Raw genomic sequence first — 19,680 nt, 5'->3', positions numbered from 1 at the left:
TGCTTTAAGAACTTGATCATTTTTCATACAGTTTAATTGCGGTAATTTTAATTGCAATTACCATTATTATCAACCAAATTAATCCTAAAAATGAATATGCCGGACTAATTAACTTACGCCCTAAAAAGAACAATTCCGTGCCAGCAATTATTGGGCGATTAAAAGGTAACAGACCTTTTAAACTGCCGAACACTAATATTGTATATACAGAACCAAATAAAAAAGTTAACCCCGTCTTTTTAAAAATCAGTTGAATTAACAACATAAATAATAAGAATACATATATATCAATTAACTGCAACCAAAATTCAATTAAGGCCGCTCCCAAATATTTGGAATCAGTACTAATGCCAGTTAATACTCCCTTAATAACTACAGTTACAAGAAATGTTAATTCAATTAAAAATGCCACAAAAAACGCTAATACCATGAATGCATTTAAGTCATCTTTTCGCTCACCTGCACGAATTTCAATTACCTCAAAATAACTCGTTCCGATAATTTCAAAAATACTAAACCCGACAAATAAAGTTACTAGTGGCAAGACAAAAGCCGCCATTTCCATACCTACAGATAAGTTAAAAAAAGTAGACCAGATACTCGGTTTGCCATAAATAGGTCCAATATAGCCAAAAATGCTAGCACAAAGGGCGATTAAAACCAATCCAATAATCAATCTAGCAATCTTTTTGTGACTTGTTTTAATTAAGAATTTAAACATTTTCGATAACTTCTTCCCCATTAATTTCAAAAAAGCGATTGGCTATCGTATTGAAATAATTATCATGGGAAACAATTATAAAGATTTTTTGTAGGTTTTCTGAATGAACTTCTTTAACTAAGTTAACAATTTTTTGTTTTGAGCTTTTATCTAAGCCATTTAATGGTTCATCCAACAAAATTAAGTCCTCATCTTCCATTAAAGCTTGTGCTAAACCTAGTTTTTGGTTCATCCCTAAGGAATACTTTCTTACCTTTACCTTACTTGTAGGATCTAATCCTACACGATTCATCCACAACCTAACTGTTTCTTGACTAATCTGATGCTTAATCTGTGCCAAAGCCCACAAGTTATCAAATCCTGACATATCATTAATAAATCTAGGAGAATTAATTAATACTGCCGTTTGCTGGGCAAACTTTCCAGGACCTAATTCTTTTCCAAATACATTAACACGACCACTTTTAGGCTGTCTTAGTCCACATATTACTTTTAGTAAAGTTGATTTGCCTGAACCATTTTCACCACTAAGTAATGCAATATCTCCTGCAGAAATTTTAAAATTAACCTTAGTTAACAAAGGACGATTTTTAAAAGAAATGGCAACATCTTCAAGTATAACTGCTTGATTCATTAATAACTTGTCCTTTCATGATACTTATTTATCAAACATAATAATATTATTTCGATTATTAATACCAAAACCAAAAAGCAAAAAGGTGCTTGCAGTTGACTTACTCGCTCAGCAATATCAAAAAGTCCGATCAAGTTATAACTAACCCATTGCTCTGGTATGATTCCTAATCCAAATAACAGTATCGGTAAAAAAGTAACTATAAAAACAGAAAACGCGAATACTTGCCATTGCTTCTTGAAACAGTAATTACTAATCAAGGGGACCATCATTATCTCAAAATTAAGAAGTATTACAATTAATATCGCAAGAAGCATTCCCATACCATGACCAAAAATATATAGTAGACCATTACTAAAAGTAAACGGCTCTTGATAGTCTTGAGCAGTAACCCCAATAAATGATGTTAACTTAACAAATGGCATCGTAAGAATCCAGCTAATTAATGTGAACAATACTGCAACTATAAATAATCGCTTTACTTGTTGCCAACAATACTTCTTTTTATTTCTTAAAAGTTGCCACTCTCTAAAACTAGAAAACCAATATCTTGATGTCATTTGCCAACCCATAAAGATAACAATTAACGGAATTAAATAAGTTATAATACTGTTAAAATAAAAATTTTGCTCAAGAGCCTTGTAATACACAGGCTCTTGGGGAACTCCAATTTGACAGAACATAGAAATCAAAATATATAGTAATACGCTAGCCCAAAAAGTAATGCATTCAGGCTTATTCAAAGACTTTTTCATTTAAATTCATCTCTCTATGGTCTCCATTTAAGATTGGCTTCTGTGGTACGAAGATTATATCCATTGGTTCTAAAACCTGCTCTCAATTTACTACCTTTTAAATTTTCTTTTCATATTTCTTCCTAAATAATATTTATAATTTTTTATTATAAATATATTCTTTACATAAATCAACAATAAATTCATCAATTTTTATAGTCGGTATTTTTTAAATAAAGCTTGAATTAACAATGCTATTTGCAAATACTTTTAGCTTTAAAATTGCTGTATATGGTAAATTTTGCCATAAATTAAAGCCTTGACCATGATGTGCCGCATCATAGACCAAACTCATCACTGTCCCGTGAGTGCCAATTGCAACTGTCCCCGATTCAGGTATTTTCATTAAAAAATCAAGATACCTTGTCTGTGCTTCTGCCAAGGATTCACCACCCTTTGCAGTATAAGTAAAGTCCCGCCACTGCTGCCTAGTATATTCATCAAAAGCTTGAGCATCACTAAACCACTCAGGCATTCTACGTTCAATTAACAAATTACTTGTTTGTACTATTAAATTTTGTTGCTGCGCCAAAGGTGTTACTGTCGCCACTGCTCTATTAAACGGACTTGAATATATAGCGGTCAACGACACATTCTTAAATTTATCAGCAATTTCTTGCGCTTGCTGTTGTCCTAGTCTAGTTAATGGTCTTGTCCAATCATCATGTACGCTTGTGTCGGGTTCACCATGCCTAATTAAATAAATTGTAGTCATCTTAATTTTTACCTTTTTTCAATAATGGGATAGCTAATAAAATTAAAGCAAAATATGCAGCCGAAACCCAATACATAATAGTTAAATTACTGCTAGCAGCGATAATCATTTTCAAAAAGCAGCTTAATATATGTTATATCAAAAAAAGCCCTACCTGACTTTATTAGTCAAGTAAGACTTTTATTAATTATTAAGCTAAATTATTCTTCGTTCAATGAGCTTCTGTCAAATTTAGACGAAGCATTTTTTATGCTAAAAATGATTGGCAAATTTTTACTAATATGTCAGTTGCACCCAAGCCAGCTTGCTTATCATAATAAGCACTAAAACGACTGTCACATTGGTAAAGTTGGATAATCCCAGAGTGAATTTTAGTCGTATACTGCGGCAATAATTGTTTAAGCCATGCTTGGTGTTCCGCAAAAATACTTGCCTTTAATTTATCCTCTTTTTCAGGATTAAGCAACACAGTATGCAAATTTTGAATTAACTTTGTTTCATTATTAACTAACTCACGATATGAATTTTCAGATATTTTAGCAAATTTTTCTTGAGCTGCTTCATAGATATCTTCACCATATTTTTGCTTAAGTTCACTGCCATAGTTTGCTTCATTTTTCTGTAATAATGTTGCCTTTAATCCAGCAAACTTTTCTGTATCTGACATTGTGATTTCTCCTTTTCTTGCCTGAATAGTACGTCTAACATTATTGATTACTTGTTCTAATTCTTGCTTCTGTTTATTCAGCAACTTCAATTGCATTTCTAAGGCTTTATCAAGATCAAACTTTGGATTTTGTAAAATATCTTTAATGACGCTCAATTTAAAACCCATTTTTTTGAAGACCAGGATTTGTTGCAAAATCGTTACATCTTTTTCCTTATATAGACGATAATTTGACGTATAATCACGTTTAGGCTTAATCAAACCAAGTTGCTCATAATAACGTAAAGTTCGTGCAGACAAACCCGTTAGTTCTTGAATTTTTTTGCTAGTAATCAATATTTATACCTCCTATTCATAACTATAAAGGTTGACGCAAGGTTAGAGTCAACAAGAACATAAAAGAATTCAAATAATCATTATTAGAAGCCTGATTTATTTTCCAAAAAGGTTTAATGACCATTTCTCAAGTGCTAAAAAGCCCTACCTGACTTCATTAGTCAAATAGGACTTTTATTAATTATTAAGCTAAATTATTCTTCGTTCAATGAGCTTCTGTCAAAAGCAGCATTCTTAAGTTCTTCGTCGATTGAAGGAGTTCCAAGCCAACCAATCATTTCTTTCATGGCATCAGTAATGGCTTCAGTACCTGGCAATAATAACTTACGAGGATCATAACCCTTGTTAGCTTTGTCTTCATCCTTGTGTTCTTCAAAGTACTTACGAGTAGCACCTTGGAAGGCCAATTGGAATTCAGTATTAATGTTAACCTTAGAAATACCAAGAGAAATAGCCTTCTTAACTTGGTCTTCAGGAATACCTGAACCACCGTGCAAAACAAGTGGTACAGGAACAGCATCAGCAATTTCCTTCAAACGGTCAAAGTTCAAGCCTTTCCAGCCTTCTGGATAAACGCCGTGGATATTACCAATACCACAAGCAAGTTTGTCAACACCAGCAGCAACGAATGCCTTAGCATCTTCAACAGATGCTAATTCACCACCATCGGCACCTTGGTTTTCACCAATTTTACCGATTTCTGCTTCAACAGAAATGCCACGTTCATGAGCTAACTTAACGATTTCCTTAGTTTTAGCCAAGTTCTCATCAGTTGGAAGTGCATGACCATCAAACATTACTGAAGAGTAGCCAAGTGCAATACATTCCTTAGCTGATTCAAAGTCACCGTGGTCCAAGTTCAAAACAACTGGAACAGAAATGTTCATTGCATCCATTGTGTCTTCGACAATGTCCTTAACAATCTTGTAGCCGCCCATGTACTTAGCAGCACCAGTTGAAACTTGAATTAAAACTGGGGTTCTAGTTTCTTCAGCAGCACGCAAAATTGCACGAGTCCATTCCAAGTTGTTAGTGTTGTATGCACCTACTGCATAATGGTTTTTACGAGCGTCTTTAAAGATTTGATTACCATTATCTAAATAAGCCATTAAAAATACCTCCTATATAAACTTACACTGCTATTGTACCGTAATAATTAATCATTGAACAATCTTTTATTTTATGTAAGCGCTTGTTTTAGAAAAATATTTTTCAACTACATTTCCTTTGGTGCGTTAACTCCCAACAGACGAAGAGATTCAGTCAAAACAATTGATGTTGCCTCTACTAGCGCTAAGCGGGAAGCGATTTGCTCATCATTGGTCAAAATCTTGACATTGGCATAATACTTGTTGAATTTTTTAGCCAAATCTAGTGCATACTTAGCAATAATTGACGGCTCAAATTTGTCACTGCTGCGGGCAATAATTCGAGGGAAATCAGCTAAGGCTTTAGCCACACTAAAGGACCAGTCATCGTTTAAATTCAAATTACCCAAGTCAGGTTTTTGATCCATCTTTGCTGCTTTGCGCAATACACTTTGTGCCCGAGCATTTGTGTATTGGACATAAGGACCTGTATCACCTTCAAAGCGAACAACTTCTTCTAAGTCAAAGTCAAAGTTATCTGTCCGATCATTCTTTAAATCATGGAAAATAACAGCACCAACACCAACATCATGAGCAACTTGCTTTTGTTCAGCTAAGTCAGGATTCTTTTGTTCAATTTGCTTTTGAGCAAGTGCGACTGCATCCTTTAATACCTTGTCAAGGAAGACAACGTTACCCTTACGCGTTGACAACTTTTTACCGCCCTGCGTGATTAAGCCAAACGGAACATGGTGAATTTCATCAGCCCAGTCATAACCCATCTTCTTTAGAACTGTCTTAAGTTCCACAAAGTGCTGTGACTGCTCATTTCCAACCACATATAGCATCTTCACAAAATTATAGGTCTTCATCCGATAGAGTGCTGCAGCAATATCACGTGTCAAATATACACTAGTACCATCTGATTTAACAATTAAAGCTGGATTCTCATCCTCGCCCATATCAACAACCTGCGCACCTTGTGACTCATGCAGTAAACCTTTTTGCTTCAACTCATCAATAACTGGCTGCATCTTATCATTGAAGAAGGCTTCACCCTTGTAAGAGTCAAATTCAACGCCCAAATCTTTATAAATACGCTTAAAGTCAACCAATGAAACTTCACGGAACCATTGCCATAACTCAACGGCTTCTGGATCGCCATCTTCTAGCTTCTTAAACCAAGCACGACCTTCATCATCAAGTTCTGGATGCTTTTCAGCTTCAGCGTGAAACTTAACGTAGTACTTAAACAAGTTCATAATTGGGTCTTTTTTAACGTCTTCTTCATTGCCCCAATGCTTATAAGCCGCAATTAATTTACCAAATTGCGTACCGTAATCACCCAAGAAATTAATTTTTACTGGTGTGTAGCCAACCTTTTGCAAGGTTTTGGCAATTGAATTACCAATTACGGTTGACCGCAAGTGACCCATTGACATTGGCTTGGCAATGTTAGGACTAGACATATCAATTGGAACATTACCCTTACCTAATTCTTGGTCACCAAAATGTTCTTTTTGGGTTAAAACTTCAGTCAATGTCTGTGCAATTAATTTTTCATGATTAATTGCAAAGTTGACGTACGGACCAACTGCTTGAATATTAGAAAAAGCTGGACTAGACAATTGGGCTGCGATTTCTTTAGCAATTTCAGCAGGATTTTTATGCATTACTTTAGCTAATGCAAAAGCTGGAAAGGCATAATCACCCATCTTTTCATTTTTTGGTCGTTCAATTAATGCCGTGATTTTTTCCTTTGGCAAGTCAACTTTTGGTGCCAATAGCTCGACTACTTCATTTTTGAAATTCATTTTTACCTCACTTTACAAAAAAAGTCCCTTTCTGCTCATGCAGAAAGAGACGAGTTCTTACCCGCGGTACCACTCTATTTGATACAAAGTATCCGCTTATTAAATTTACTGAATTATCGGTTAGACACGCCTTCATGCAATTTTACCAACCTGCCTTACACCATCTGCAGACTCGCTAAATGGAAAATTGCCTACTACTTCTAATCGTTCTCAGCACAAATTATAACAGGAAAAAGAGTCTTCGCCAACTCTTTTTATTTAATTATTCTTCACAATTACTTTGGTACCTGATCTAATATTATTCATTATCCATTGCGAATCAGGCACACTTAGACGGACACAGCCATGTGACCCCTGCTGCTTCCCCAACTTCTTAGCTTCTTTTAAATTATATTTGCCATTATCTTTAGTTGGCACTGAATGGAAAAGATAAACGTCATTTTTGTCCCAACTGGTCCAATTGTTGGCACCCTCATTTAAATTAGGATTGTAAAATGATTCCCCGCGATTATCTTGAATCTTAAAAGTACCTGTTGGCGTTAACGACTTGCCCTTTTTGAATATCCCGCCGCTGGCCAGCATAGTATAGACTCGCTTGTTATTACGCAAAATATATACCCGATTGCCCTTAAGCGAAACACGAATCGTAATATCATTTTCCAATCGCTTAATCTTAGGATATGGCTTAAGTTCACTTGACTTTCGCCAATTATATGGCCGGCGCAAATCGCTAGGATCTTGATAAGGACGAAAAGAAGCAGCTGTCTTTTTAACTACAGTTTCTTTTGGCTTGGCATTACTTGTTTCTTTATGAGTTTGCGGCATTGAAATTCGAGCTAAACTAATGACGCAAATTAAAATTATAAAGCAAAAAGTAAGCGGCTTCAATAGACTTTTTTTCATTTTCATCCTTTCTTTCTAATACGCAGTCCTATTTTACAACAAAACCAATTCTATATAACTATTTTAATCTGCATATTTTTTCATTAGCTGTGGTAACACGTTGCTAACCTTAGTCGGACGGACTACATAATCTGTTCGAGCAATCTGATCACCAGCCAAAGAGTGAATGTAAACAGCAGCCATAATCGAATCAAGATTATTACCAAATTGAGCACAAAAGCCGCCAATAATTCCGGCAAGCGTATCGCCCATGCCCCCAGTTGCCATCCCCGGATTGCCTAATGGATTAACAAAGATCGATCCATCCCCACAATAAACATGTGTGTGATTAGATTTTAAAACTAAAATTGCATTTTTCTTCGGGAATAACTCATTTAGCGCTGTTAAATTAGCACTATCAGTCTGAAAGGCAATCTTAATCTGGCTCAATCGCTGCCATTCCATTTGGTGCGGTGTCAAAATAATTTTGCCAACATGCTGGGGAATTAAACTTCGCTTTTCAGCAATTAAATCAAGACCGCTGGCATCTAAAACTAGTGTTTGTTCATTGGTTAAAGTATTACACAACATTTGCATTAACTCTCGCGCAAAATTACTTAGTCCTAACCCGGGACCACAGACAACCACATCCATCTTTTTAATCAACGCTGGTAAATCATGGTCATGCCAATCAATATACATTGCTTCTGGATCACGCGCGTGCAGAGCTGATAAATTAAGCGAGTGCGTTGCCACTGCCACTAGACCAGCACCACTATTTAAAGTGCCCTCAGTTGCCATAATTATTGCCCCACCATAATTTTCACAACCGCCAATTAATAACACGCGACCGTAATTACCCTTATGGGTATCACTTGGTCTTTTTTTAATTACTTTAGTTAAAATATCTGCAGGAATTGCAACCATCTTTAACCTCCAAAGAGCCAGCGCCAGAAGCGAACTAGAAAGTTAACCCGTGTTGTTTCTTGAAATGACTTAGCTGGCAGGTGCATGCCAGCAGGATTAGTCAGTGAGATTAATTGCTCTGTGCCCGCCTTAAACTTGTAATTTGTTACTGTTTGTCCGGCGGTTACAGGTGCTTCGACTTGTTTATCGGCTAGTTCAACGTGCAATTTAGAACCTGTCATTGGTGCCCAGATTTCACTATTTTCTTTCATTCCAATATTAATCTGCCGCGCCTTACCATTGTGAACCTTCATATTGGTAAGACCCGTGATTACTTCATTTTTATTAAAAATAATTGGTCGATAATTACGATAAAGATAACTTAATAGGTTCTTGGTTTGGATGAACCGTGACGGATCGGTGCCATCGCGGTGCTCCGCCCCCATTACCACCGTAATAATCCGTGCTCCGTTATGCTTGGCTGTTGCAATAAAGCACGCACCAGCCGCATCGGTTGTACCGGTCTTTAAACCATCGACCTTTAATTGAGGATTGTACTGCGATAATCCTTTAAGCATCCAGTTAAAGTTAGCCATCGGCGTCTTAGTATTCTGATCAACAAAAGCTAAGTGAGCAATCTTAGTCGTCTTAATTACTTGCGGAAAATCAGCTATCAAATGTTGCCCCACAATTGCCATATCTTTAGCTGAGAGCTCATTTTCTGAATTATCAGAAGCACCAGGATAAGCATCTGCACCCACATTTTTATTTGGTAGTCCACAAGTCGTATAGATTTGGGCATCAGTAATGCCCCATTTGCTTAACTGCTGACGCATCTGCTTGACAAACGGTTCTTGAGCACCGCTGACAGCTTGCGCTAAGAGCATTGCGGCACCATTAGCTGACTCAATCAAAGTCGCCTGATAGAGCTGCTTAATGCTATATTCGTGACCAACATGCAGTGGAACATTAGAAAAGTCCTTATTGTTTGCAACCCGAATAATCGCATCGGTTGGCTTTACCTTAGTTTGCCAAGTTAATTTTCCCTCTTTGATTGCTGTCAAGGTTAAATAAACCGTGATTAGTTTGGTCATCGAAGCAATTGGCAACGGCTGATTAATATTTTTACCGTATAATAACTGACCAGTCTTACTATCAATTGCAATCGCCGACTTAACATTTAACTTCAGCTGATTAGTATGATAATCACTTGGTACTTGTGTTGCCGCAGAAACCGGTGTTACCGGCAAAATAAGTAGCATCGCCGCTATCAGAGCAACCATAATTTTGTTAAATTTATGCTTAAAAGTCATAAATCCTCCTTAGTTAGAAAAAATTTTCAGATATTTTTCGTTTTATGCTTACATTTTACCAAATTTTTGGTATTATTATTACTGTGTTAAAAATATTTAAGCCCCGATGGCGGAATTGGCAGACGCGCAGCGTTCAGGTCGCTGTTTAGGTAACTAAGTGAAAGTTCGAATCTTTTTCGGGGCATCAAGTAGAAGCTAATCTGTAATGATTAGCTTTTTTTATTAAACAAAATTGTAGCAAAGGAGCAAAATAATGAAAAAGCATTTAACAAAGTCACGCGATAAAATTTTAACTGGTGTCTTAGGTGGCATTGCTGAATATTTCGGTTGGGACAAAGCATGGACAAGAATTATTGGCGGTGCTTTGATTTGCTTCACTGGTTGGGGACTTATCCTTTACATTATTGCCGCCTTTGCAATTCCAGAAAAAGGACAACACGACGATGTCTTAAATGGCGAGTACACTAAGCGTTAATTCAGTAATTAATCCCGGTATTATGTTACAATAAGGTTCCTTGGCAGGGGCGCACAAAAATAGCTCATCAGCTACTTTTGTAACCAAAAAAGACGCTATCACTTAATTGTGATAGCGTCTTTTTCTACGCTTGAATATGTAATTTTCTTAAAATAGGCACAATCTTGTCGCCCAAAATCTTTTGCGCTAACTCAGATTTAATTGCCGCAAAGACATAGAAAATACCACCAATAAAAACAGCTACACCAACAATTAATAATGCTTGCCAGCGAACTGCCGGATTTAGCACCAATTCCAAGCCCTTTTCAACTGCTAAAACAAGCAGAAACATAATGACAGAAAAGGAAGTAATGCCGATAAAACGACGACTGGTTCGATTACTATTAAAGTTGTAACTTACCTGCAAATGCTTCAAAGCCAAGAAAATAATCACCAGCATCCCCAAGTTGGTTGCCACTAACGGTCCGTAGACTTTGAAAATATAAACCATTGGGTACTGCGCAATTATTTTAATAATTAACCCCAGCACGAGGTACTTTATTGCCAAGCCATTTTCTGACAAGCCTTGTAAAACAGCCATTAAAACCGTAAACAGCCCCAGCGAAATCGCTGTAAATGATGACAAATACAGAATATTCGAACCTAATTTATCATAGCCATAAAAGATTGTATAAATCGGTGTCGATATTGCTGCCATCCCAAATGCCGCTGGTATCATGACAAATAAAAACAAGTCCAGTGTATTGCCAATTTGCTCTGAAATCCCGTGGAAATCATGCTTAGCATGGGCTGCTGAAAGCAGCGGAATTGCCGTAACTGCCATTGCACTAGCAAGCGACACAATTATCATAATTAACTTATTAGCGTTGAGTGCAAACAAGGCATACCAGGTTTCAATCGTGTTATAACTTACCTTCACTAAGCTGGCAATCATTGGGTGAAAAGTATACTGATCAACTAAATAAAATAGCTGGATACCCGCATCAATAATAATAAACGGAATTGCTTGAGCAACAATTTCACCAAACAGACCCATTGTTGAAACTTCAATTTCATTATTTGAGTTAGCAACAAGGTCATTAAGTTTATGTCTTCGTGAGAACAAAAACCAAACTAGAATTGCAATCCCAAAGACAGCCCCAATCGCTGCTGCTAAGTTTGACTGCACAACCGCGTCAACAAAAGAGCCATGCTGCACCTGCATAATCACATAGGCCGTTAACAGCATCCAGACAACGCGGGCAAGCTGTTCTATAAACTGCGATACTGCCGATGGCATCATATCCGCATACCCTTGAAAGTAGCCCCGCATAATACTCAAAATTGGAATAATCAAGATGGCGTAAGACAGACTGCGCATCACCGCAACTTGGCGCGGATCACTGCGTGACCCATTAGAAGCCAGAAGCGGCGATGCAACATACATAATAATTGCCGAAACAATCCCTAGCGCCACCATTAACATTAGACCCTTACGAAATAATTTGCGACCAACACCGTATTCATTAAGAGCATTATACTTGGCAACCTGCTTAGCTACTGCCCCAGGAATTCCCGCCGTTGAGATCAAGATAAAAATACTATAAATATTATAACTTCTAGCTGTCAGCGCGTTAGCAATGTTACCATACGGCTGCATCCAGATAAACCACGGAATGATGTATAGTGCGCCCAAAATCCGTGACGTAATCGAGCCAAAAGTCATCCATGCACTACCCTTAATAAAGGTATCCTGCGTGTTTTGCTCTTTTAAATTATTTTCTTTCATTAATTTTCCCTAAATCTAGTGTACTAACTATCCTATTTTGCAAGCAAAGTTGATAATTCTCAATCAGATAACTATCCATTTTAGGAAAAATTAAATTTTATTTTGCAACAATGTTAACAATCTTGTTAGGAACAACGATTACCTTCTTAACATCTTTGCCTTCCAAGAACTTTTGAACATGCGGCAATGCTAAAGCTTGCTCTTGTAATTTATCTTTAGCTGTATCTTTAGCAGCCTTGAAGTTGCCACGTAATTTACCATTTACTTGAACCATAATCTCAACTGTTGATTCAACTAACTTGGCAGGATCATAAGTTGGCCATTTAGCAAAGGTAACTGATTCGTCATGACCCATGATCTGCCAGATTTCTTCCATCATATGTGGTGCAACTGGTGCCATTAAGGTAATGAAGCCTTCTACATATTCTTGTGGAATTGTCTTAGCCTTTTGGGCTGCGTTAACAAAGACCATCATTTGTGAAATTGCAGTATTAAAATGCAGCGACTCAAAGTCTTCGGTTACCTTCTTAACCGTTTCCGCATAAACTTTATCCAGCTCACCATCATTTTCTGGAACAATATTTTCTTGTGGAATTGGCTTCAAATCTAAATCATTGACAAATAATCGCCAAACGCGATCTAAGAACTTCTTAGTTGAAGCAGGACCGTTGTCATCCCAATCAATCGAAGCATCAAGTGGTCCCATGAACATTTCATAAGTTCTCAGGCTATCTGCACCATATTCGTCAATCACATCATCTGGATTAACAACGTTACCCTTTGACTTAGACATCTTCTCGTGGTTCTTTAAAATCAAACCTTGGTTATACAGACGTTGGAATGGTTCTTCATTTGGTACAACACCCAAATCATAGAGAACCATGTTCCAAAAACGAGCGTAAAGTAAATGCCGAACAGCGTGTTCTGCCCCACCAATATACAAATCAACTGGCAGCCACTTTTTAAGCAGGTCATAGTCAGCAAGTTTTTGGTCATTATGCGGATCAACGTAACGAATAAAGTACCATGATGAACCAGCCCAGTTAGGCATTGTGTTAGTCTCACGTTTACCCTTGCGACCATTTTCATCAACCACGTTCACCCAATCTGTCAAGTTAACAAGCGGGCTTTCAGGCGTACCAGATGGCTTAATATCAGTTGCATGTGGTAAAACTAATGGCAATTGATCTTCTGGAACTAAGGTTGTTTCGCCGTCTTCCCAATGAATGACAGGAATTGGCTCACCCCAGTAACGTTGCCGACCAAATTCCCAATCACGCAGTTTGTAGTTGACTTTCTTTTCACCAACATTATGGTCTTCCAGCCAAGCAACCATTTTCTTCTTGGCATCTTCAACATTCAGACCATTTAAGAACTCAGAATCAAAGTGAACACCATCACCGGTATAAGCTTCCTTAGTAATGTCGCCACCCTTAATTACAGCCTTAATTGGCAAGTTGAATTTTTGCGCAAATTCGTAATCACGATCGTCATGAGCCGGAACTGCCATAACAGCACCCGTACCATAAGTTGCTAAGACATAATCTGAAATCCAAATTGGAATTTCTTCATTGTTAACAGGGTTAATTGCATACGCACCTGTGAAGACACCAGTCTTATGCTTGTTCAAGTCTGTTCTTTCCAAATCAGACTTAGATTCAATTTCCTTAACATATGCATCAACGTCAGCCTTGTGTTCAGCTGTCGTAATTTCTTCGACCAACTTGTTCTCTGGAGCTAACACAGCATAGCTGGCACCAAACAAAGTATCAGGACGTGTGGTAAAAATATCAAAGGTCTTATCAGAATTCTTAATCTTGAAGGTAACCTGCGCACCAACTGAACGACCAATCCAGTTACGTTGCATTTCCTTGACGTTTTCCGGCCAATCAAGATTGTCCAGACCAGCAAGCAGTCGATCAGCATAAGCCGTAATCCTGAGCATCCATTGCTTCATATTGCGGCGATAAATTGGGAAACCACCCCGCTCAGTTTTACCATCAACAATATCTTCATTAGCAACAACAGTTCCTAAATCTGGCGACCAGTTAACTGGTACTTCAGCTTCATAAGCAAGACCATTCTTGTACATTTGCTCAAATGTCCATTGCGTCCACTTGTAATACTTCGGATCGCAGGTCGCAATTTCCCGGTCCCAATCATAAGAAAAGCCCAGCTTATGCAGCTGCTTTTTGAAAGTAGCGATATTTTCTTTAGTAACAACAGCCGGATCCTTACCTGTCTTTAACGCATATTGCTCTGTTGGCAATCCAAAGGCATCCCAGCCCATTGGGTATAAAACATTATAGCCCTGTGCCCGTTTCATTCTGGCGGTAATATCAGTTGCCGTATAGCCTTCTGGGTGACCAACATGCAATCCCTTACCTGACGGGAACGGAAACATATCCATTACATAATAATTTTTCTTTTTCGGATCGTTGCCCGTTTTGAAAGTATCATTCTTGGCCCAATAATCTTGCCATTTTTTTTCGACGACTTTGTGATTGTACATCTATCTTCACCTCATAAAAAAAGTCCTATGAAACTAATCATAGGACGAATAATCGCGGTACCACCTAAGTTTCATGCCGCAGCATGACCCTCTAACGCTCCTTAACGCGGCAGCACAACGAAAGGTTATTCTCAGGCTCAGTTCACAATTAGTTTTTTTAGTCTTGCACCAACCGACTTTTCTCTAAGGAAAAACAACCTTGCTACTAGTTCCTGACCTTTATTTTTTTATCAATAATGATTATAATTTACCACAAATGCTAAAAAAAACAAGGGGAGAAAAACATTTGAGTAATACAATACATGCCAAAAAAGATACAATTGTGCCCGCAACAATCTTTTTGGCTCTTTATACAATTTGGGCAATTCTAGTTTCTTCAGGTAAACAAATTATTCACCAATTTGACCAAGCTGTAATTGGAATTATCTGTAATACCAATCCGGCTAACATTAAATTCGCCACGACCTTTACCAATTTGGGGAATACAAGTGTCATCGTGCTTGAGACGATTGTCTTATTTATCATTCTGGTGGTCTTTAAAAAGTACGCCTACGCTTGCTTTACGGCGGGAACAATGATTGCAGCCAACGGTTACAATTGGATTATCAAGCATGCGATTGCGCGCCATAGACCTTATGTGCACCACTTAGTTACAGCCCACGGTTATAGTTTCCCATCCGGTCACTCAGTTGGTAGTGCTACGCTATTCGGAATCTTAATTGTTTTAACAATTTTATTGGTCAAAAATAAAACTGGTAAAACTATTCTTTGCATTATTTGGACTTGTTTTCCGTTGTTAATTGGTTACACCAGAATTTTTACACATGTTCATTATCCGTCGGATGTTTTGGGCGGATTCTTAGAGGGAATTACCTTTGTTTTAATTGGTTATTCCGTCCTCTATCATTACTACTTAAAAGAATAAATTGCTAACAAAAAAGTCGACTTTAGTCGACTTTTTTTATTACTTAATTTTCTTCTTGTTTTTTATAGCAAAAGTTAATCAAAATTGAAATCACAATTGCCACCATTGAAACAACGTAGACACCCTTTAAGGCACTAAACAATACTTGCCGTAGTTGCGGAACAAGATTAGCAGCAAGCTCCTTAGCCTTAACCGATGACACAATCTTATTCATCATGCCTTGTGTCAAATTCGGATGCTTAGCAAGTTTACCAGCAACAATCGTATTGAAGGTAATTCCATAGATTGAAACCATCATTGTTTGCCCTAAATACCGCATCAGCGTATTAAAGGAGGTTGCCACACCCACATTTTCAGGGGCTACCAGAACTTGTGAACGAACTTGTGATGCGGTTAAAATCGCCCCAAAAGCTACACCATTCATTGCTGCAATTACACAAAATACCCAAAATGGTGTTTGCAGCGGCACAATCAGCAATAGGAAGTCTGCAATTACTAATAATCCCAACATGCCAAAGAAAGTTTTCTTAACGCCAAAGCGCCCGAGCATGCCACCAATTAAGAATGAGCCAACAACCCACATGACAGAACTTGGCGTAACCGCAAAGCCGGCAATTGTGGCACTTGTTCCTTTAATTCCCTGCATCCAAGTCGGAATGTAAAATTCAAAACCAATTACAACTCCGGCAATAAACAAGGTAATTAAGTTCAAAGATAAGAACTCTCTGCCTTTGAGCATCGAGAGCGGCAATATTGGGTCGTCTGCCTTCTTTTCAACACGATAAAAGGCAATTGCACTAATAACAATTAAAGCCACCAGAGCAGCAGTTATCAGCCAATTAAGCGAACCTAATTCTTGCAGTACATACATCAGAGTTAATAATAAAATCGTTAACCAGCAAGTCCCCTTAATATCCAGTTTAACTGCTACTCTTTCTTTTGGTTCATGTAAAAATAACACAACCAGTAAAAAGGCAATTAAACCGATCGGCACATTGATATAAAAGACCCAGTGCCAAGACAGGTTTTGAACAATAAAACCACCTAGAAGCGGTGCAATAACAGATGCTACACCCCAGAAGCCGGAATTAAGTCCGAGCATCTTGGTCCGCTTTTTTAAAGTGTACAAATCAGCAATAATTGTCATCGCAACAGGCTGAACTGCACCAGAGCCAAGGCCCTGAATAACCCGGAATAAGATTAACTCCATCATATTGTGTGCCTGACCGCAAAGAGCTGACCCAATGACAAACAACGCAATACCAAACAAAAAAACTGGCTTGCGACCAATGCTATCTGCCAGTTTTCCGTATAAAGGAGTCGATACAGCCGTCATAAATAAGAAAATTGAAACGACCCAGTTCATAATTTCTAAACCGTTGAGGTCAGAAACAATGGTTGGCATTGCAGTTGAAACAATCGTTCCTTCAATCGCAGCCATAAAAGTTGTCATAAAAATCGCAAGCGTAACAACTGGTACGTTTGTTTTTTTCATAATGCTCCTCCTTAAAATTATTTATTTTTCTTTACAAAATCCAAGATTGCTTGAACTTTATCGGTTTTCTCCCATGGTAAATCAATGTCGGTACGACCAAAATGACCATAAGCAGCGGTTTGCTCATAAATTGGGCGTCGCAGATCAAGCATCTTGATAATACCGGCTGGTCGTAAATCGAAGATTTCACGAACTGCCTTAGTTAGCAGCTCATCGCTAACCTTTCCAGTACCTGCTGTATCAATCATTACGGATACTGGATGGGCAACACCAATCGCATAAGCCAGCTGTACTTCACAACGGTCTGCTAAACCAGAAGCCACAATGTTCTTGGCTACATAGCGTGCCGCATAACTAGCGCTGCGATCGACCTTAGTCGGATCTTTACCTGAAAAAGCACCACCACCATGACGAGCATAGCCACCGTAAGTATCAACAATAATTTTACGACCAGTTAATCCGGAGTCACCTTTAGGTCCACCAATAACAAACCGACCTGATGGATTAATCAGGAACTTGGTTTGCTCATCCAAATATTTAGCAGGAATCACTTTGCTAATGACTAAATCAATCATTGCTTGGCGAATTTCTTCATTAGTAACTTGGTCATCAGTTTGAGTTGAAATAACAACCGTATCAACCCGCTTTGGCTTGCCGGCTTCATCATATTCAACAGTAACTTGTGCCTTAGAATCTGGACGCAGCCACGTTAATGTTCCGTCTTTACGAAGTTGAGCAACTTGGCGCATTAACCGATGCGCAAGTGAAATTGGCAAAGGCATTAACTCTGGCGTTTCCTTAACAGCAAAGCCAAACATTAGTCCTTGATCACCTGCACCAATTTGGTCCAAATTATCTTCATCAGACTGATTTTCACGTGTTTCTAACGAATGATCGACACCTTCAGCAATATCCGACGATTGTTCGTCAATATCAACTAACACCGCACAATTATTGCCATCAAAACCAAGCTCTGGCTTATCATAACCAATTCGCAAAACGGTTTTGCGAACAATCGACTGAATATCAACATAAGCACTAGTTGATATTTCACCAAATACATACACAATGCCCGTGGTAACGATAGTTTCACAAGCTACATGCGCATCTGGATCTTGAGCAATAATCGCATCTAAAATCGCGTCTGAAATTTGATCCGCAATTTTATCCGGATGTCCTTCAGAAACAGATTCCGAAGTAAATAAACGTTTTTCCATAATAGTCCCCCTGTATAGACAACAGCTATTCGGTTACAAGGCATCTCCACTTATCTAGTGGATCCTCTCAGGACTTGAACCGATAAATATTAAATTTTTTCGTTCTTTTGTATAAAAAAAGACTACCGTAGATTCGGTAGTCTTAGAACGATGGAGGATACAGGGCTCGAACCTGTGACCTCCTGCTTGTAAGGCAGATGCTCTCCCAGCTGAGCTAATCCTCCAAAGTGACCCGTACGGGATTTGAACCCATGTTACCGCCGTGAAAGGGCGATGTCTTAACCACTTGACCAACGGGTCATAGCCTGAATCAAAGCACTTTTACTAGTATACTAGATACATTGTAAAATGCAAGAATTCTTTTTTAATTGGGAAAAATAATATTTAATTAATCCCATAAATAATGGCGGTGCAATTATCACACCACCATTATTATGGAGGATACAGGGCTCGAACCTGTGACCTCCTGCTTGTAAGGCAGATGCTCTCCCAGCTGAGCTAATCCTCCGAGGTCGTTGTCATCTCATGACTACTCTTAATACTATAGCAAAAGGTTGTGGTCTTGTCTATCTTTTTTTAGCATTTTTTTGCAAAATTCGTAATTTTTTACTGCACTATAATTAAAAAATTAGTAAGCTTGACATAATTTAACAACACTAGTAAAGAGAGCAATCAGCAGCAATAATATTGACTGTTAGCATGTTTTTCAAGGAAGATTTAGTTATAACGCATAATATTATTATAATAAAATATCATAAATAACGACTAAAAAATCGCTTGAAAAATTAACCAGCAAAAATTGCAGATAATAAAAAATATTTTTCATCAGAAACATTGATTTTGACTAATCTTAAGTAGAATATTTGGATGTCAACCGTAATATGTTTTACTCAATATTAGATAAGCTTGAGATTATTGCCTATCCTAATTTGGCAAACTATACTTTAATTTATCATTACTTGGACTTGGGTAAGCATCCTAACTAAGCGATAAAATCGTGGTAAAATCTTCATGCGGGTCAACGTCTTCCCTGATCTTTTTGCATGACTTCATTTTTACGATTAATACTAATAATCCCGATTCATTGCCTTGTACACCATTTATATTAAAAACAAATAAAAAAGGCAGTTAATTATTTTAACTGCCTTTTTAAAATCAATGACGGAGCGTGAGAGATTTGAACTCTCGATACAGGATTAAAACCCGTATACATGATTTCCAATCATGCTCCTTAAGCCACTCGGACAACGCTCCAAAATACTCCGGCTGTCAGACTCGAACTGACGACATCTTGATTAACAGTCAAGCGCTCTACCAACTGAGCTAAGCCGGAATATTAAAAAAGCACGGCAGCGTCCTACCCTCGCAGGCAGTCTCCCACCAACTACTCTCGGCGTGAAGAAGCTTAACTACTGTGT

The 19,680-nt window shown here is 37.9% G+C and carries 16 protein-coding genes, 6 tRNA genes and 1 riboswitch; of the genes, 3 read left to right on the top strand and 19 right to left on the bottom strand.

Annotated features, from left to right (window positions below):
• Positions 1–16: 16 nt before the first annotated feature.
• The 10 genes from PT281_RS07270 to PT281_RS07225 form a co-directional block, all read right to left on the bottom strand.
• The gene (locus tag PT281_RS07270; protein ID WP_277153342.1) at positions 17–721 is read right to left on the bottom strand and encodes a hypothetical protein; all 705 of its coding nucleotides are present in this window, start codon (positions 719–721) and stop codon (positions 17–19) included.
• The gene (locus PT281_RS07265) at positions 714–1,355 is read right to left on the bottom strand and encodes an ABC transporter ATP-binding protein (RefSeq protein WP_277153340.1); all 642 of its coding nucleotides are present in this window, start codon (positions 1,353–1,355) and stop codon (positions 714–716) included. The genes PT281_RS07270 and PT281_RS07265 overlap by 8 nt, the downstream gene beginning before the upstream one ends.
• A complete protein-coding gene (locus tag PT281_RS07260; RefSeq protein WP_277153338.1) occupies positions 1,355–2,110 on the bottom strand; it encodes a hypothetical protein in 756 nt (251 codons plus the stop codon). Before PT281_RS07260 ends, PT281_RS07265 begins: the two co-directional genes overlap by 1 nt.
• 208 nt (positions 2,111–2,318) lie before the next feature.
• Positions 2,319–2,864, bottom strand: coding sequence for a histidine phosphatase family protein (locus PT281_RS07255; protein ID WP_277153336.1), 546 nt, complete (start codon positions 2,862–2,864; stop codon positions 2,319–2,321).
• A gap of 247 nt (positions 2,865–3,111) precedes the next feature.
• Entirely contained in the window at positions 3,112–3,867 is a 756-nt protein-coding gene (locus PT281_RS07250) for a MerR family transcriptional regulator (RefSeq protein ID WP_277153334.1), read from the bottom strand.
• A gap of 194 nt (positions 3,868–4,061) precedes the next feature.
• Complete coding sequence (gene fba, locus PT281_RS07245) at positions 4,062–4,976, bottom strand: class II fructose-1,6-bisphosphate aldolase (RefSeq protein ID WP_277153333.1); 915 nt, start codon at positions 4,974–4,976, stop codon at positions 4,062–4,064.
• Between the two features lie 107 nt (positions 4,977–5,083).
• Positions 5,084–6,769, bottom strand: coding sequence for an arginine--tRNA ligase (gene argS / locus PT281_RS07240; RefSeq protein ID WP_277153331.1), 1,686 nt, complete (start codon positions 6,767–6,769; stop codon positions 5,084–5,086).
• Between the two features lie 258 nt (positions 6,770–7,027).
• Positions 7,028–7,672: a L,D-transpeptidase gene (locus tag PT281_RS07235; protein WP_277153329.1), complete on the bottom strand. Its 645-nt coding sequence runs from the start codon at positions 7,670–7,672 to the stop codon at positions 7,028–7,030.
• A gap of 63 nt (positions 7,673–7,735) precedes the next feature.
• Positions 7,736–8,578: an NAD(P)H-hydrate dehydratase gene (locus PT281_RS07230; protein ID WP_277153327.1), complete on the bottom strand. Its 843-nt coding sequence runs from the start codon at positions 8,576–8,578 to the stop codon at positions 7,736–7,738.
• Between the two features lie 2 nt (positions 8,579–8,580).
• On the bottom strand, positions 8,581–9,870 hold the full coding sequence (locus PT281_RS07225; protein ID WP_277153325.1) for a serine hydrolase: 1,290 nt from the start codon (positions 9,868–9,870) through the stop codon (positions 8,581–8,583).
• Between the two features lie 100 nt (positions 9,871–9,970).
• Between PT281_RS07225 and PT281_RS07220 the strand changes: the two genes are divergently transcribed.
• Together PT281_RS07220 and PT281_RS07215 are read left to right on the top strand one after the other, a co-directional pair.
• Positions 9,971–10,054, top strand: a tRNA-Leu gene (locus PT281_RS07220).
• A gap of 69 nt (positions 10,055–10,123) precedes the next feature.
• The gene (locus PT281_RS07215; RefSeq protein ID WP_277153323.1) at positions 10,124–10,345 is read left to right on the top strand and encodes a PspC domain-containing protein; all 222 of its coding nucleotides are present in this window, start codon (positions 10,124–10,126) and stop codon (positions 10,343–10,345) included.
• 124 nt (positions 10,346–10,469) lie between these two features.
• Here the strand turns inward: PT281_RS07215 and PT281_RS07210 are convergent, their stop codons facing one another.
• Together PT281_RS07210 and leuS are read right to left on the bottom strand one after the other, a co-directional pair.
• Positions 10,470–12,113, bottom strand: coding sequence for a polysaccharide biosynthesis protein (locus PT281_RS07210; RefSeq protein WP_277153321.1), 1,644 nt, complete (start codon positions 12,111–12,113; stop codon positions 10,470–10,472).
• A 97-nt stretch (positions 12,114–12,210) separates the two neighbouring features.
• The gene (gene leuS, locus PT281_RS07205; protein WP_277153319.1) at positions 12,211–14,625 is read right to left on the bottom strand and encodes a leucine--tRNA ligase; all 2,415 of its coding nucleotides are present in this window, start codon (positions 14,623–14,625) and stop codon (positions 12,211–12,213) included.
• Between the two features lie 286 nt (positions 14,626–14,911).
• Here leuS and PT281_RS07200 point away from each other — a divergent pair, with 286 nt between their 5' ends.
• Entirely contained in the window at positions 14,912–15,550 is a 639-nt protein-coding gene (locus tag PT281_RS07200; RefSeq protein ID WP_277153317.1) for a phosphatase PAP2 family protein, read from the top strand.
• Between the two features lie 43 nt (positions 15,551–15,593).
• Here PT281_RS07200 and PT281_RS07195 read toward each other — a convergent pair whose 3' ends face one another.
• The 7 genes from PT281_RS07195 to PT281_RS07165 all read right to left on the bottom strand — a co-directional run bounded on the left by PT281_RS07195 (position 15,594) and on the right by PT281_RS07165 (position 19,595).
• On the bottom strand, positions 15,594–17,045 hold the full coding sequence (locus PT281_RS07195) for an MDR family MFS transporter (protein WP_277153315.1): 1,452 nt from the start codon (positions 17,043–17,045) through the stop codon (positions 15,594–15,596).
• Between the two features lie 17 nt (positions 17,046–17,062).
• The gene (metK, locus tag PT281_RS07190; protein WP_277153313.1) at positions 17,063–18,262 is read right to left on the bottom strand and encodes a methionine adenosyltransferase; all 1,200 of its coding nucleotides are present in this window, start codon (positions 18,260–18,262) and stop codon (positions 17,063–17,065) included.
• Positions 18,260–18,347, bottom strand: a riboswitch (SMK box riboswitch). (Overlaps the previous gene by 3 nt.)
• A 66-nt stretch (positions 18,348–18,413) precedes the next feature.
• A tRNA-Val gene (locus tag PT281_RS07185) sits at positions 18,414–18,486 on the bottom strand.
• Between the two features lie 4 nt (positions 18,487–18,490).
• Positions 18,491–18,562 (bottom strand) — tRNA-Glu (locus PT281_RS07180).
• A gap of 135 nt (positions 18,563–18,697) precedes the next feature.
• Positions 18,698–18,770, bottom strand: a tRNA-Val gene (locus PT281_RS07175).
• 654 nt (positions 18,771–19,424) lie between these two features.
• Positions 19,425–19,516 (bottom strand) — tRNA-Ser (locus tag PT281_RS07170).
• A 6-nt stretch (positions 19,517–19,522) separates the two neighbouring features.
• Positions 19,523–19,595 (bottom strand) — tRNA-Asn (locus PT281_RS07165).
• Between the last annotated feature and the right edge of the window lie 85 nt (positions 19,596–19,680).

Source organism: Lactobacillus sp. ESL0701 (genome assembly GCF_029433445.1).
Lineage (GTDB): Bacteria > Bacillota > Bacilli > Lactobacillales > Lactobacillaceae > Lactobacillus.
The sequence above is the reverse complement of the archived record's forward strand: the minus strand, read 5'-3'. Positions and strand labels throughout refer to the sequence as shown.

Excerpts from the sequence above, each read along its gene's own strand:
- PT281_RS07225 (WP_277153325.1), bottom strand. The coding sequence starts at position 9,870 with ATGACTTTTAAGCATAAATTTAACAAAATTATGGTTGCTCTGATAGCG.
- leuS (WP_277153319.1), bottom strand. The coding sequence starts at position 14,625 with ATGTACAATCACAAAGTCGTCGAAAAAAAATGGCAAGATTATTGGGCC.
- PT281_RS07265 (WP_277153340.1), bottom strand. The coding sequence starts at position 1,355 with ATGAATCAAGCAGTTATACTTGAAGATGTTGCCATTTCTTTTAAAAAT.
- PT281_RS07230 (WP_277153327.1), bottom strand. The coding sequence starts at position 8,578 with ATGGTTGCAATTCCTGCAGATATTTTAACTAAAGTAATTAAAAAAAGA.
- metK (WP_277153313.1), bottom strand. The coding sequence starts at position 18,262 with ATGGAAAAACGTTTATTTACTTCGGAATCTGTTTCTGAAGGACATCCG.
- PT281_RS07195 (WP_277153315.1), bottom strand. The coding sequence starts at position 17,045 with ATGAAAAAAACAAACGTACCAGTTGTTACGCTTGCGATTTTTATGACA.
- PT281_RS07210 (WP_277153321.1), bottom strand. The coding sequence starts at position 12,113 with ATGAAAGAAAATAATTTAAAAGAGCAAAACACGCAGGATACCTTTATT.
- PT281_RS07270 (WP_277153342.1), bottom strand. The coding sequence starts at position 721 with ATGTTTAAATTCTTAATTAAAACAAGTCACAAAAAGATTGCTAGATTG.
- PT281_RS07235 (WP_277153329.1), bottom strand. The coding sequence starts at position 7,672 with ATGAAAAAAAGTCTATTGAAGCCGCTTACTTTTTGCTTTATAATTTTA.
- fba (WP_277153333.1), bottom strand. The coding sequence starts at position 4,976 with ATGGCTTATTTAGATAATGGTAATCAAATCTTTAAAGACGCTCGTAAA.
- PT281_RS07215 (WP_277153323.1), top strand. The coding sequence starts at position 10,124 with ATGAAAAAGCATTTAACAAAGTCACGCGATAAAATTTTAACTGGTGTC.
- argS (WP_277153331.1), bottom strand. The coding sequence starts at position 6,769 with ATGAATTTCAAAAATGAAGTAGTCGAGCTATTGGCACCAAAAGTTGAC.
- PT281_RS07255 (WP_277153336.1), bottom strand. The coding sequence starts at position 2,864 with ATGACTACAATTTATTTAATTAGGCATGGTGAACCCGACACAAGCGTA.
- PT281_RS07260 (WP_277153338.1), bottom strand. The coding sequence starts at position 2,110 with ATGAAAAAGTCTTTGAATAAGCCTGAATGCATTACTTTTTGGGCTAGC.